The sequence below is a fragment of the Leeia aquatica genome, assembly GCF_012641365.1.
Taxonomy (GTDB): domain Bacteria; phylum Pseudomonadota; class Gammaproteobacteria; order Burkholderiales; family Leeiaceae; genus Leeia; species Leeia aquatica.
Genome location: NZ_JABAIM010000003.1, coordinates 320,322 through 333,915, shown reverse-complemented (window position 1 = coordinate 333,915; position 13,594 = coordinate 320,322). Strand labels below are relative to the sequence as shown.

Annotated in this window: 16 protein-coding genes; 7 read left to right on the top strand and 9 right to left on the bottom strand. The window is 61.7% G+C overall.

Annotation, left to right across the window (positions count from 1 at the left end; genetic code table 11):
* Positions 1-31 precede the first annotated feature (31 nt).
* The 4 genes from HF682_RS14275 to HF682_RS14260 are packed head-to-tail and all read left to right on the top strand — an operon-like array spanning position 32 to position 2,926.
* Complete coding sequence (locus HF682_RS14275; protein ID WP_168877989.1) at positions 32-445, top strand: acyl-CoA thioesterase; 414 nt, start codon at positions 32-34, stop codon at positions 443-445.
* Entirely contained in the window at positions 442-1,434 is a 993-nt protein-coding gene (locus HF682_RS14270) for a biotin--[acetyl-CoA-carboxylase] ligase (RefSeq protein WP_168877988.1), read from the top strand. Before HF682_RS14275 ends, HF682_RS14270 begins: the two co-directional genes overlap by 4 nt.
* Complete coding sequence (locus HF682_RS14265; protein ID WP_168877987.1) at positions 1,431-2,222, top strand: type III pantothenate kinase; 792 nt, start codon at positions 1,431-1,433, stop codon at positions 2,220-2,222. The genes HF682_RS14270 and HF682_RS14265 overlap by 4 nt, the downstream gene beginning before the upstream one ends.
* Positions 2,219-2,926 carry an SPOR domain-containing protein gene (locus HF682_RS14260; RefSeq protein WP_168877986.1) on the top strand — a complete coding sequence of 236 codons (708 nt, stop codon included), beginning with the start codon at positions 2,219-2,221 and terminating at the stop codon, positions 2,924-2,926. Before HF682_RS14265 ends, HF682_RS14260 begins: the two co-directional genes overlap by 4 nt.
* 16 nt (positions 2,927-2,942) lie before the next feature.
* Here HF682_RS14260 and HF682_RS14255 read toward each other — a convergent pair whose 3' ends face one another.
* Positions 2,943-3,989, bottom strand: coding sequence for an asparaginase (locus HF682_RS14255; protein ID WP_205882089.1), 1,047 nt, complete (start codon positions 3,987-3,989; stop codon positions 2,943-2,945).
* Positions 3,990-4,135: 146 nt separating this feature from the next.
* Here HF682_RS14255 and HF682_RS14250 point away from each other — a divergent pair, with 146 nt between their 5' ends.
* The gene (locus HF682_RS14250) at positions 4,136-4,933 is read left to right on the top strand and encodes a substrate-binding periplasmic protein (RefSeq protein WP_168877985.1); all 798 of its coding nucleotides are present in this window, start codon (positions 4,136-4,138) and stop codon (positions 4,931-4,933) included.
* Here HF682_RS14250 and HF682_RS14245 read toward each other — a convergent pair.
* Genes HF682_RS14245 through HF682_RS14235 form a run of 3 tightly spaced genes read right to left on the bottom strand, consistent with a single transcriptional unit; the run spans position 4,930 to position 5,723 of the window.
* On the bottom strand, positions 4,930-5,100 hold the full coding sequence (locus HF682_RS14245) for a protein MIGRI (RefSeq protein WP_168877984.1): 171 nt from the start codon (positions 5,098-5,100) through the stop codon (positions 4,930-4,932). The genes HF682_RS14250 and HF682_RS14245 overlap by 4 nt on opposite strands.
* Positions 5,097-5,441 carry a hypothetical protein gene (locus HF682_RS14240; protein WP_168877983.1) on the bottom strand — a complete coding sequence of 115 codons (345 nt, stop codon included), beginning with the start codon at positions 5,439-5,441 and terminating at the stop codon, positions 5,097-5,099. The genes HF682_RS14245 and HF682_RS14240 overlap by 4 nt, the downstream gene beginning before the upstream one ends.
* A 33-nt stretch (positions 5,442-5,474) precedes the next feature.
* Entirely contained in the window at positions 5,475-5,723 is a 249-nt protein-coding gene (locus tag HF682_RS14235) for a hypothetical protein (RefSeq protein ID WP_168877982.1), read from the bottom strand.
* 87 nt (positions 5,724-5,810) lie between these two features.
* Between HF682_RS14235 and HF682_RS14230 the strand changes: the two genes are divergently transcribed.
* Both HF682_RS14230 and pyrC read left to right on the top strand, forming a co-directional pair.
* A complete protein-coding gene (locus tag HF682_RS14230) occupies positions 5,811-6,884 on the top strand; it encodes a potassium channel family protein (RefSeq protein ID WP_168877981.1) in 1,074 nt (357 codons plus the stop codon).
* Position 6,885: 1 nt separating this feature from the next.
* Complete coding sequence (gene pyrC, locus HF682_RS14225; protein ID WP_168877980.1) at positions 6,886-7,923, top strand: dihydroorotase; 1,038 nt, start codon at positions 6,886-6,888, stop codon at positions 7,921-7,923.
* Between the two features lie 36 nt (positions 7,924-7,959).
* Here the strand turns inward: pyrC and HF682_RS14220 are convergent, their stop codons facing one another.
* The 5 genes from HF682_RS14220 to purU all read right to left on the bottom strand — a co-directional run bounded on the left by HF682_RS14220 (position 7,960) and on the right by purU (position 13,276).
* Positions 7,960-9,126, bottom strand: a complete 1,167-nt coding sequence (locus HF682_RS14220; RefSeq protein ID WP_168877979.1) for a hypothetical protein — start codon at positions 9,124-9,126, stop codon at positions 7,960-7,962.
* A gap of 124 nt (positions 9,127-9,250) precedes the next feature.
* A complete protein-coding gene (locus tag HF682_RS14215) occupies positions 9,251-11,053 on the bottom strand; it encodes an acyl-CoA dehydrogenase C-terminal domain-containing protein (RefSeq protein WP_168877978.1) in 1,803 nt (600 codons plus the stop codon).
* Positions 11,054-11,305: 252 nt separating this feature from the next.
* Complete coding sequence (locus HF682_RS14210; protein WP_168877977.1) at positions 11,306-11,860, bottom strand: dual specificity protein phosphatase family protein; 555 nt, start codon at positions 11,858-11,860, stop codon at positions 11,306-11,308.
* 10 nt (positions 11,861-11,870) lie between these two features.
* The gene (locus HF682_RS14205; RefSeq protein WP_168877976.1) at positions 11,871-12,425 is read right to left on the bottom strand and encodes a hypothetical protein; all 555 of its coding nucleotides are present in this window, start codon (positions 12,423-12,425) and stop codon (positions 11,871-11,873) included.
* Positions 12,422-13,276: a formyltetrahydrofolate deformylase gene (gene purU, locus HF682_RS14200; RefSeq protein ID WP_168877975.1), complete on the bottom strand. Its 855-nt coding sequence runs from the start codon at positions 13,274-13,276 to the stop codon at positions 12,422-12,424. The genes HF682_RS14205 and purU overlap by 4 nt, the downstream gene beginning before the upstream one ends.
* Between the last annotated feature and the right edge of the window lie 318 nt (positions 13,277-13,594).

The following is a 13,594-nucleotide window of genomic DNA, read 5'->3' as shown; positions in this document are numbered from 1 at the left end:
AATAGGCGCTTCCCTGAAGCTGAAGGCAGACATGCAGCAAACCACCTTGACTGTGCGCGGCTACCACATTGATGTGTATGGCCATGTCAACAACGCCCGCTACCTGGAGTTTATGGAAGACGGGCGCTGGGCGCTGTTTTCCAGCATGACCGACCTCAATGCCTGGTCCGAGCGCGGGCTGGCCTTTGTGGTGGTCAACATCAATATTGATTACCGGCGTGCCGCCCACATGCATGATGTGCTGACGCTCACGACCCGACTGGTGGAGATCGGTAGCCGCAATGCCGTGCTGGAGCAGCAGTTTCACCATCAGGAGAGCGGGCAGTTGCTGGCCAGTGCCCGGGTGACCTTTGTGGTGGTGGATACCCGCCTGCAGAAGGCCATCAGCATCGAAGGCGAGATGCTCGATATGCTGCAGGCCATGCAGGCGGCGGGGCAGGCATGACACTGGCCGCACCGCGCCCCTTGGTGTTCGATACGCTGCGAGCACTCAGCACCGAACAGTTTTGCTCCGGCGAAGCCCTCGCCGATCAGCTGGGCGTATCGCGTGCTTCGATTTCGCTGGCCCTGCAGCAGGCGCGCGAGCTGGGGGTGCCCGTGCACAGTGTGCATGGGCGCGGTTATCGCCTCAGCCAGCCGGTGGACTGGCTGGACGCTTCACAGATTCAGGCCATGCGGCAAGCGGGGGCACCACCGCTGGAAGTGCTGAGTGTGACGGATTCAACCAACAGCCAGCTGCTGTCACGGGCGGCGCAGGCCGTGCATGGCCTGTGCCTGACGGCAGAGTTCCAGACCGCCGGGCGGGGACGCCGCGGGCGCAGCTGGCAGGCTGCATTGGGAGGCAGTCTGGCTTTTTCTGTGCTGTGGCGTTTCCCCGGTGGGATCAGCCAGCTGTCCGGGCTAAGTCTGGCGGTAGGGGTGGCGGTGGTGCGGGTACTGCACCGCCTGGGCCTGCAGGCCGCGCAACTGAAATGGCCAAACGATATTCTGGTGGATGGCCACAAGCTGGCCGGCATCCTGATTGAAACCCAGGGCGATGCGCTGGGGCCCATCCAGGCGGTGGTCGGCATCGGCCTGAATGTGCGACTGCCCGACAACCTGCAGCAACAGATCGACCAGCGTACTACCGATCTGGCCGCACATCTGCCGCACCTGCCTTCACGCAATGCCTTGCTGGCCTTGCTGCTGGATGAGTTGCAAGCGGTGTCGGCGCAGTTTGTGGATGCAGGTTTCGCGGCTTTCCGCGAGGAATGGCAGCATTACCACGTCTGGCAAGGGCAGCCGGTACAGGTGTGCTACCACGATGACCACTGTCTGGCCGGAGTGGCCATGGGCGTGGATGCGGCGGGTGCCTTGCTGCTGCATGACGGGGTGACGGTGCGGCCGGTGGCCGCCGGTGAGGTGTCCTTGCGCGCAGCGAAAGACCGGACATGAACGGTGTGCGCCACTTGCTGCTGGATGGTGGCAATACCCGCCTGAAGTGGGCCTGGTGCCATGAACGGCAGCACTTGCAGCCGGCCCAGGTGGTCGATTATGCCGCATTGCAGGCCCAGCCGCCTTGGCGGGCGGACCCCGCGCCGCTCGAGATTTGGGGGAGCTGTGTCACCGGCGCGCAGCAACGCGCACAGGTGGAGCAAGCCTGCCGGGCCTGCTGGCCGGAGGTGCCCATTCATTGGGTGGTGCCGCAGGCGGATGCCGCTGGAGTACATAATGGCTATCTGGACCCGACACAGCTGGGGCCTGATCGCTGGCTGTCCTTGCTGGCGGCGCACCGGCTGCACGCGGGTGATGCGTTGGTGGTGAATGCGGGCACGGCCCTGACAATTGATGCCCTGACAGCAACCGGGACATTTCTGGGTGGGGTGATTGTGCCCGGCTTGCAGCTGATGCTGGACGCCCTGGCAGGCGGGACGGCGCGGCTGGCACGCCGCCCCGGACAATACGTGGCCTTTCCCCAGACAACGGGTGATGCGCTGTATAGCGGGGCATTGCAGGCGATGGCCGGGGCGGTGCAACAGCAAGCGCGCCTGATGCAGCAGCATGGGCAGACGCCGGTCTGCCTGCTGTCCGGTGGCGATGCCAGCCTGCTGGCGCCGTTGCTGGCGCTGGAGGTCAGGCAGGTTGACGGGCTGGTGCTGGAAGGGCTGTTGAGTCTGCTGCAGGCCGATTCTAGCCAGCCCCTTGCCGAAATCCCCTTGCAGGACAGACAATCCGCCTTATGAAGAAACTACTGTTGCTACTGTTGCTGGCCAATGCCGGTTTCTATGCCTGGAGTCGCTGGGGTTATCAGGCCGAGCAGCCTGAGCCACCGCATGCTGAGCTGGCGGCCTCCCGTGTCACCTTGCTCAAGCCGGAGGAGATCCCGGCCAGTCAGGCGGAGCCTGCTTCGGTGCCAAGCCCCGTCTCGGAGCTTCCGGCCAGTGAGGTGGCGGTGGCGGAGCCGCCCGCCAGCACCGCAGTGCCACAGCAGGTCTGCATGCAATGGACCCAGCTGGATGACGCGGGCTGGCGCAGCTTGCGGCCACGATTGCAGGCTGCCCGTCTGCAGCCTGTATCGGCGCGTTCCGAACCGTTTGCCGAGAAGTACTGGGTGTATATCCCGCCCTTGGGCGACAAGACGCTGGTTGAGAAAAAAGTCGAGCAGCTACGCTCATTGGGTGTGACGGATCTGAGCGTGATCGAAGATAAAGGGCGGTGGGACAGTGCCATTTCGCTCGGAATTTTCTCCAGCAAGGAAGCTGCAGATCACCACCTGGAGACCTTGAAGAATCAGGGGGTGAAGTCGGCCCAGGTGCGACCGCGCGATCCGGTGATCAAGCGCTGGACCCTGCTGTTTACCAAGCTGGATGAGGCCGGGCGTGACAGCCTGAAGGCGCTGTCCGCTGAGTGGCCGGGTAGTCGCTTGCAGGTTCAGCCCTGCCCCTGAGTATTGGCAGGGTCGTCTATGGCCGGCGGTGCTCCGCCAGCTCAATGCGGGCCACCATGCCGCCGACGGTTAGCCCTGCTGCATTGTGTAATGGCGGCTGATGCCAGGCGGCCAAGGCCGTGCGTTCCGGGTGATCCAGCAGCCCCAGTTGCTGCAGCAAGGCCAGGGTAACGGTGTGCAGGGCACGTGCATTGCCATCGGCAATCTTGATGGCAATGCCATAGCCTGCGTGCTGCACCGCGATGGCCTGCACCCCATCCGCGCCCCCTTTGGCAACCCAGCGCCCCTCACCCTGTCGGGTTAATGCCAGATCAAAGCGACCGCTACCCGATACCATGTCAGGGTAGGTCTGCATCGCCTGGTACAAGGGCTGTAAAGGTGCACCCGCTATCCCGGGCACGACACCTGCGGCCAGCCGGGCATAGCCGGTGGCCAAGGCGCGCAAGGGCAGCGCGTAATTGGGCGCACTGCAACCATCGATCCCCATCGGCATGCCAGCTGGGTCAACCTGACATACCTGCGCCACCGCTTCGCGTATGGCCTGCTGCAACGGGTGGCGGGGTGAGAGGTGGTTGCTGTGATCGTGCCCATGCAACTGGCAGTAGGCGAGAAAGCCGGTGTGCTTGCCCGAGCAATTGTGGTGCAGGGGGGTAAACGTTGCATCCGCAGGCAGGGCATGGTCGGTATAGAACAAAGGCACCTGACATCCGCACTGCAGTTGCGAGACCTGCCCGCCTATCTGTGCCAGCATGGCGCTGACGGCTTCAACATGCATCGGCTCACCAGAGTGGCTGGCACACAGCAGGGCCAGTTGCCGGGCGGTCAGACCAAAATGGTCCACCCCGCCGGAGGTTAGCAGCGGCAGGGCCTGGAAGGGCTTGAGGGTGGAGCGGGTGAACTGCGGTGTGTCCACATCGCCGGCGCGATACAGCAGATGACCCGAGGCATCACACACGGCTATCGAGCCATAGTGCACACACTCGACCCAGTCGCCACGCTGGCTGATCGCCAGCGGGACATGCTGGGGCAGGGCGGCAACCGGTTTCCAGACGGACATCATCATTACTCCCGCATACAGGCATGATGGCAGTATAAGGGAGGGGCTGTGCGCTTGCAGGCGTATTGAAGTCAGACTTGATCTGCCACAAGCGCCAATGGGCTTGACGGGGCAGGCGGATGTGCCAGACTGAAAGATCGGGGGATTGTTGAATGCGCTATTTATTGCTCTTGTGTGGCTGGCTGGTGCTGATCACGCCGCTGATGGCGGCACCGCAAGTTGTCATCATCTATTACGACGAGAACTACCCGCCGTATTCCTATCAGGATCATGGCCAACCGGCGGGTTTATACAATGACATTCTGCAGGCTGCATTCAGGCGCTTGCCGGACTATCGCTTGCAGTTGAGGCCCGTAGCGTGGGCGCGCGGTCTTGCCATGCTGCAGCAAGGGTCTGCGCTGGCGTTGATCCCTCCCTACCGCTGGCCACAGGAGCGACCCTATATCGACGCCTATGTGGGGCCGCTGGGAGAGGAGGATGTGGCACTGTACTGTCGCCAAGGCTTACCCCTTCCGGGCTCGCCGCGCTGGCCACTCGATTTTCGGGGGCTGCAGATAGGCGTTAACCAAGGCTTTCTGATGAGTCGCAGCCTGAACCAGCCGTTTCAGGACGGGGCGGTCCTGCGGGTGGAGTTCCGTGATGCCATGGAAGGGTTGGCTGCACTCAAGGTTGGGGCGGTGGATTGCTATGCCAATGACCGCCTCAGCGTGGAGTGGGCGTGGCGGCAGGCCAAGCGGGACAGCAGCCGGTTGGCCCGCATTCCCGCTGAACTGCGCCCCATACTGGTGCTGGACCGGCAGCAGGCTTTCATTGGCTTCAGCAAGGTCAATGCCCAGCAATACCCGTGGCGATCTGCACTGATCCGGCAACTGTCGCAGGTATTACGGCAGATGAGCAGCCAGGGCGAGATCCGACAATTGCAGGAACGGGTCTTGCAGGCTAAGGGTTAATGCCAGAGCAGCCACAGTACGCTGCTGCCGAGCAAGAGCAGGGCCAGCTGCCAGGCCAGCCTGTCCAGGCTGGCGCGGGTGCCGGGTGCAAACAGCATGCGGTAAGCGAGGCTGAAGCCCATTCCCAGCAATACGATGAACAGGACCCGGCCCAGCCAGCCACTCATTGCGGCTTTTTCTTGCGTTCAGCATCCGCCGCTGCCCAGGCCTTGTCCAGCCGACTATCGGCCTGAGCCAGTGCGTCGGTCGCCTTTTTCAAGGCCTGACTTTGCTTGTCCAGTTCCAGCTTGGCGGCCTCAGCCGCCTTCTGCGCTTCTTGCAGTTTTTGCTGGGCCTGCTGATGCTGGCGGGCGGCATCCTGCTGCCTGGCGTTGGCGGCTTGCCATTCGCTGTTCTTTTGCTCGCGCCAGTATTGGGCGTGGGTGACCTCGTCGTCGACCGGGCTGGCCCAAGCCAATCCAACGGACAAAGCGCCAACCATGACGGCGGTCAACGTGTGCTGTCGCATATGCTTTACCATTCAAATGTAAGGGGGCGTGTCTCAGGCTTTGATCAGCCAGGTCGAGGTGAGTTTCCCGGTGCGGCGTTCAAACCCTGAGCGTTGTTCCTGTGCTACCGCCTCATCCCGGCGGCGGCGCTCACTGCGGCGGCGGTCTTTGCTGTTGTGCCGATTGTCCTGCGCATGATACACCGGGATCGCACTCGCGTAGGGGTCTTGTACCGTGCGCACCGGCTCGGTATGACGTTCCGCTCGCGGCGCGAGGGTGGCAGGCAGGGGCAGGAGGTGCATGATGGCATGTGCAATGGGTGGACGGCCTGTAAGGTTTATCGACGCACGCGTCGTTAACTTTAGGATGAACGCATGAAAACAGGGACGATGAGGTGGTTATCCGGGGTTTGGTGGTGGGCCCACCGGCTACTGCACCATCCGCTTTACCGCAAGATTTTCTGGTTTCATGGCCTGCTTCTGGGCTTGTTACTGACCGGCATGATGGGTTATCACCTGCTGGAAGACTGGTCCTGGTTTGACAGCCTGTACATGACCGTCATCACGCTGGCCACCATTGGCTATGGCGAGACGCATCCGCTGTCGGATGCCGGCCGCTGGTTTACCATCCTGCTGATTGTGTTTGGCTCCGGGCTGATGCTGTACACCGTGTCCGGTTTCATTACCTCGCTGCTGGACGGCGACATACGCAAGGCTTTGAAGCATATGACCCTGCAACGCACCCTGGCTGGCATGTCCGGCCACATCATCCTGTGTGGCTACAGCCAGACCGGGCAATACGCGGTAGATGAATTGCGCCGGGCGAAGCGCCCTTTTGTGGTGATCGACATGGACCCCGCCAAGTTGGAGGCCCTGCAACAGCAACAGGTACCTTGCCTGCTGGGCGATGCCACCAGCGAGGCCTTGCTGCAGGAGGCCGGTATCGAGCGGGCACACGGCCTGATTGCCACCCTGCATCACGATGCAGATAACCTGTTCGTGGTGCTGACCGCCCGAGGGTTGAATCCGGCGCTGCGCATCATCGCCAAGGCCGTCGAAGAGAGCTCCTTGAAGAAGCTCAAGCAGGTGGGGGCAGACAGCGTGGTGATGCCCAATTTCATCGGCGGCTTGCGCATGGTATCCGAGATGGTGCGGCCGAATGTGGTGACCTTTCTCGACATGGTGCTGGGGTCGGACAACCAGACGGTGCGGGTGGAAGAGCTGCTGATCCCGCAGGGTTCGCCTGTTGCCGGACAAAGCCTGCAAGCGCTGGGGCTGGGGCATGAGGAGGGGGTGTCGCTGGTGGCCTTGCGTACCGGCCAGCAGTCCCAGCATATCTTCAACCCGCCCCCCTCCACGGTACTTGACGCACTTGATACACTGATCCTGATAGGCGATGCCGAACGGATTGCTGCCCTTAACCAGCGGCTGGGCCTGGCTCCCAGCCACCGCCACAGGACCTGACATGGAACTTACCCTGACCCGCCCCGATGATTGGCATCTGCACCTGCGTGATGGTGCCGCATTGGCCGCTGTACTGCCGCACACGGCGCGGCAGTTTGCCCGCGCCATCGTCATGCCCAATCTGAAGCCGCCGGTCACCACCACTGCCCAGGCACTGGCCTACCGTGAGCGCATCCTGGCCGCGCTGCCTGCGGGTTCTAGCTTTGACCCGCTGATGGTGCTCTACCTGACCGACAAGACGCCAGCGGAGGAAATCGCCCGCGCCCGGCAAAGCGGGGTGGTGCAAGCGGTGAAGCTGTATCCGGCGGGTGCCACCACCAACTCGGATGCCGGGGTGACCGACTTGCTGGGGCGGTGTGCCGATACGCTGTCTGAGATGGAACGGCTGGGCATGCCCTTGCTGGTGCATGGCGAAGTGACCGATCCGACGGTGGACGTGTTTGATCGGGAGGCCGTATTTATTGACCGGGTGATGCAGCCCTTGCTGCAGCGCTTCCCGCGGCTGCGGGTGGTGTTCGAGCACATCACCACGGCAGACGCCGCACAGTTTGTGCAGCAGGCGCCGGACAACGTCGCCGCCACTTTGACCGCTCACCATTTGTTGATGAACCGCAACGCGCTGTTTACCGGCGGTATCCGGCCGCATCATTACTGCCTGCCGGTGCTCAAGCGTGAGCGTCACCGCGAAGCCTTGCTGGCGGCTGCGACCTCGGGTAGCCGCAAGTTCTTCCTGGGTACCGACAGTGCGCCACACGCCAAGGGTGCCAAGGAGCATGCCTGCGGCTGTGCCGGCATGTATACCGCGCTCAGCGCCATCGAACTGTACGCTGAGGCGTTTGAATCGGTTGGGGCGCTAGACCAGCTGGAAGCGTTTGCCAGCTTCAATGGCCCGGACTTCTATCAGCTGCCGCGCAATCAGGAGCAGATTACGCTGCGCAAGGAGCGCTGGACGGTGCCGGATAGCCTGCCCTATGACGGAGATGTACTGATCCCGCTGCGCGCGGGCGAAGCGGTGGATTGGCGGTTGGTGACTGCGTAAAGCCGCCCCGGTCGTCAAGCAACCGGGGCGCGTGGCTTAATTCACCCAGTACAGATGGCGCAGGAAGGCCATGCTGGGCACGTCCGGATTCTTGTCCTGCTGTGCGACGTACTCGGTCAGGAAAGCAAACAGTTGGGATGCCGGGTGTTTGCTGTCCACCGCCCGGCACACCTGACGACTCAGTGCCTGCTGCGCTGCCTGTTTTTCCAGCGCGAAGGGATAGCGGACTGGCTTGTGGAAGACCGCTGCGATATCAATGCCCTGGCTGGTGGGGCAGAATTCGGCCAGCGTGGCGAGCAGGCCATCGTCCTTTTCCGTTGCGATCAGCAGGGTTTGGCCCGACCAGGCCGGAATCACATGGTCAAACAGGGTTTTCCAGGTCTGGAAAGTCTGCTCGTCCATGGGCAGCGGAAACACCGTTTGCTTCTGCTTTGGGTTCGGAATCCACTCAGCCGCATCATCGGTTTCCGCCAGCAGGGACGTACGCAGCGCGTCGGAGGTCTTGAGGCCAGCCAGCACCTGCTGGTGCGCGCGGGCAACCCCTTGCGGTGACTTCAGCTCCAGGATGCGTTCAAATGGGGCATCCCAGTGGATGTCGTAGGACAGTACCAGTTCCAGCACGCCTTGGGCGAACTGGTGATAGGCCAGCGCCCACTGCACGTCAGACTGATCGACCTGGAAGCGGGCATCCAGATTGTGCTCAGCCTGGTAATAGGCTTCATCATTGCTGGGCGCAGCCAGCAGCGGAGTCTGGTGGCCCCGTTTGGGAATTGCCAGCAGGTGGCGCTCCCACACCTCGATCTGACCATTACCATCCACATCAAACGCCCAACGGCCGGGCTGCACCCAGACCCCTTCGCCCGGTTGCAACTTGAGCGATTGCATGACTGCAGATTGCGTTTTCAGCTCACGCAGCACATAGGTCAGCTCTTGCCGGATGATGCGCTCCAGGGCTTCGTACTGGTGTTCGTTATACAGGCGCTCAAGGCGCTTGAGGTCGCCATAAATCACCTTGCCGGCATGCTGCAGCACGGCGATGTCACGACAAATCACAAAGCGCTGCCGCTGATCATTGTCACGCAGCTGGCTGGCCTGTTTGGGCAGTCCACTGCAGGCGGCTTCCAGCGCGGTGGTATCTTTCAGATCGCTGCTGGCGGTGGCCAGCAGGGGCAGGCATAGCAGTACGGCAAGCAGGCGGCTCATGGCCCGTCCTCGTCATGACAAAGCCATGATGTTACGCGAAGCGCGGATGCGGGCCAACTGCTGTCATAGGGGTGAAACAAAAACGCCCACCATCCGGTGGGCGTTTTCTGGCGGCGCAGGTCGCTCAGTAGAAGCCGAAGTGTTCGGCATCCAGCGCCAGCATGCTTTGCGCACCGGCCTTCAGTTGCAGCTTGAGCGCTTCCACTTCCGGGAACAGGCGGGCAAAGTAGAAGCGGGCGGTGCTGATCTTGGCCTTGTAGAAGTCGGCTTCATTGCCATTTTGCTGTGCCAGGGCCAGCTTGACCATGCGCGCCCAGAAGTAGCCGTAGACCAGATGGCCGAGCAGGCGCAGGTAGTCGACCGAGGCCGCGCCGACTTCCTGCTGGTTCTGCATCGCCTGCATGCCAATGGCCATGGTGATGTCACCCAGCTCTTTGTTCAGCTTGGCGACCGGTGCGATGAATTCGGCCAGCTCGGCGTTACCGGCTTCGGCTTCGCAGAACTTGTGTACCAGCTTGGTGAACTTGCGCAGCTTCTGGCCTTGGTCCAGCAGAATCTTGCGGCCCAGCAGGTCCAGCGCCTGGATGCCGTTGGTGCCTTCGTAAATCTGCGAGATACGGCAGTCACGTACGTACTGCTCCATGCCCCATTCACGGATGAAGCCGTGGCCACCGTAGACCTGCATGCCCATATTGGCGGCGATGTAGCCGTTGTCGGTCATGAAGGCTTTGGCAATCGGGGTCAGCAGGGCCACCAGGTCGGCGGCATCCTTGCGCTCTTCTTCGTTGGTGGCGCGTTCTTCCACGTCCAGCAACATGGCCAGCCAGGTGGAGAAGGCACGGCCTGCTTCGGTGTAGGCCTTGCCGGTCAGCAACATGCGGCGCACGTCCGGATGCACAATGATCGGATCTGCGGCTTTTTCCGGGGCTTGGGCACCGCCGAGTGCGCGCATTTGCAGGCGTTCCTTGGCGTAGGTCAGTGCGTTCTGGAAGGAGGCTTCGCCAATGGCCAGACCTTGCATGCCGCAGCCGAGACGCGCGGCATTCATCATGGTGAACATGCAGGACATGCCCTTGTTCACTTCACCAATCAAATAGCCTTTGGCACCGTCCAGGTTGATGACCGCGGTGGCATTGGCCTTGATGCCCATCTTGTGTTCGATGGCGCCGCAGTACACGCTGTTGCGCTCACCCACGCTGCCATCCGCGTTCGGCATGAACTTCGGCACGATGAACAGGGAGATGCCCTTGATGTCCTTCGGCGAATCCGGCAGGCGGGCCAGCACCAGGTGAATGATGTTGTCCGACATGTCGTGCTCACCAGCCGAGATGAAGATCTTGGTGCCGGTGATGCTGTAGCTGCCGTCGGCATTCGGCTCGGCCTTGGTCTTCAGCAGGCCGAGGTCGGTACCGCAATGTGGTTCGGTCAGGCACATGGTGCCGGTCCAGCTGCCGTCCACCAGCTTCGGCAGGTACTGGGCTTTCTGCTCGTCGGTACCGTGGGCGTGGATGGCGCTGTAGGCACCGTGGGACAGGCCCGGATACATGGCCCAGGCCACGTTGGCCGAGTTCATCATCTCCATCATCGGGAAGGACAGCGTCTTCGGCATGCCCTGGCCACCGTAGTCCGGGTCGCAATCGATGCTGGTGAAACCCAGCTCGCAGAATTGCTGGTACGCTTCCTTGAAGCCGGCCGGGGTCTTGACGCTATGGCTGGCGGCATCGTAAGTGCAGCCCTCTTCGTCTGCAGCACGATTGAGCGGGGCCAGCTCGCTTTCGCAGAACTGGGCGGCGGCTTCCAGATACTGCTCGAACACATCGGCAGTGGCTTCTTCCAGCCCCGGCAGCGTGGCCATTTTCTGGTCCGCTTGCAGCAGTTCGAACAGTACAAACTTCATGTCGCGCATCGGCGCTTTGTAGTTGGCCATCTGAGTGCTCCCGTCATCTGTAGGGGACCGTCTCCGGACACGGTGCGGACCCTGGCATGCTTCAAGTATAGTTGGGTTTCAAACAAGTGTTTGATCGGGTTCAGCTATTTCTACTTTCTTAATCTAGCAAGCGCTTGATTTTATAAGTATCACAATAATGAACCACAATTCTCGAATAAGCATAGCCGGGAAAATGGGTCCTGACAATCGGTCCGCTGCACTTTTTTCGCGCGGCGGGCAAGGATCAGGCGCTCAGCGGCTGACGGCCGCCTTGATGCGCGCGACATCGACCTGCTGGATATAGCTGCGGATGTTGTCCCACACCGGATGAAAGCCGTAGCCGCCGTTGATCATCTCATCGATCGCCGCCTGCTTGTCCCAGCCTTGCACCACAATACGGTACATGGCCGACACCACGCCGGTGCGATCGGCGCCGTGCTGGCAATGAATCAGTACCGGTGCAGCCGGTGAGGCTTGCTGCAACACCTTCAGGGCCGCCACCACGTCTTCGTCTTCAATATGCCAGGCATTCATCGGCACCCGCACCATTTGTACCGAGGTGCCCTTGAACAGGTACTCGTCGGAATGAAAGCGGCGCAGGTTAAGTACCGTACGGATGCCCAGTTTCTTCAGGCTGGCCACATCGGGGCCATCCAGCTGCGCGCTGCGATAAATGCTGGGCGAAATGCGGTACAGATTGATGATCTTGCCATTGCCCACCGGCTGCGCCCACTCACTGGGGCGTGGCGCCGCCCATGCCAGCAGGGGGAGCACAAACAGCAACAGCAGCAAATGGCGTAAGGACATGGCGATGATCTCAACTTGCAGGAGGCAGAATCCAGCCCAGGGTAATCCCGGTATGCAAACTGAGTATAAACACAGCTTGCGCAGAGAGCCAGCCAGCGGTGCCCAGCAGGGATAGCCACAACCAGGGCGCACCAGTCAGCTGACGCAGCCCGCGCAGGATGGCAAACAGGCAATACAAGGACAGCAAATCGCTCAGCGTTGCACCAGCGGCGCCCAGCTGCTGCAATAGGGGCATCAGGGCATCCGGCAGGCTGCCCATCACCAGCACGGTGAGACAGGCCAGCCACGGTAGACCGGGTACCATGCGCCGCAACACCTGCCACAGCACGTGTGCCAGTAGCAGATTGCTCAGCAGGTATATACCACTGAAAAACAGCACCCGCAGCACCGGCCCGGCGACAAACTCAGGTGCCGGATTGGTATTGACCACCCCCAGCAGCCACAGAACCAGCAGCAGCTCGCCATGCTGCCAGTGATAAGGCCAGGGCAGCAGGGGGCGCCCCAGCAGCAGGTGGGCGCAATCGTCCCAGAGCTGATGCAGGCGGGTGGTCAGGCGAGCAATCAATCAAACACCACGGTCTTGTTCTTGTAGACCAGTACCCGATGATCCAGATGCCAGCGCACCGCACGTGACAGCACCACCTTTTCCAGATCGCGGCCTTTTTGCAGCAGGTCGTCAATCGCATCACGATGGCTGATGCGGGCGACATCCTGCTCAATGATGGGGCCATCGTCCAGGATCTCTGTCACATAGTGGCCGGTGGCGCCGATCAGCTTGACCCCGCGCTCAAAGGCGCGGTGGTAGGGGCGGGCGCCGTGGAAGGCGGGCAGGAAACTGTGGTGGATGTTGATGATGCGCTGCGGGTAGCGGGCGCAGAACTCGGTGGAGAGCACCTGCATATAGCGGGCCAGCACGATCAGGTCGATCTGGTGTGCGTCCAGCAGGCGCTGCTGTTCGGCTTCGGCCTCTGCCTTGTTGTCACCATTGACCGGGATCACCACAAAAGGGATGCCGTAGAATTCGGCCAGCCGGCGGGTATCCTCATGGTTGCTGATGATCAGCGGGATGTCGCAGGGCAGTTCGCCACTCTGGTGGCGGTACAGCAGGTCCACCAGGCAGTGGTCAAAGCGGGACACAAAAATCGCCATCCGGCTGCGCCGCCGGCCATCTTCCAGCCGCCAGTCCAGTTGATGCCGCTCGGCAATCGGGGCGAACGCCTCTGCAAACTGCTCCAGCGGCAGGGTGAACTCCTCCAGATCCCACTCCACCCGCATCAGAAACAGGTTTTCCTGTGCGTCCTGGTGCTGATCGGCGTGCAGGATGTTGGCGTTGTGCTGGTAGAGAAAGTCGGCAATCGCAGCAACCAGCCCTTTGTGGTCGGGGCTGCTGATCAACAGGGTGGCGGTATTTTTCATGATGTCGAGTGGAGAAGTGTCATGCGGGGCCGTCGTAGCCGTACGCGGCACGGGGTTATCGGAGGGGCGGGAGCAGTGTAGCAGAAATGCACTGCGCGTCGTGTTGCGGGGCACACTAGCAACCATCGGATTTCTCAGGCCGTTGGCATAACGGGGCGGCCCTCTATACCGCATTGCGGCGAAAAATCAAGCTTGCGCGAAGCGGCTCAGGCTACTAGAATTTGTGACATCAAAGCAGGGTCCCCACTAGATATAGTGGATTCCCACAGATTATCCACAGCTTGCCCACACCTTTTGAGACGTGTTCCGGCGGGCTGT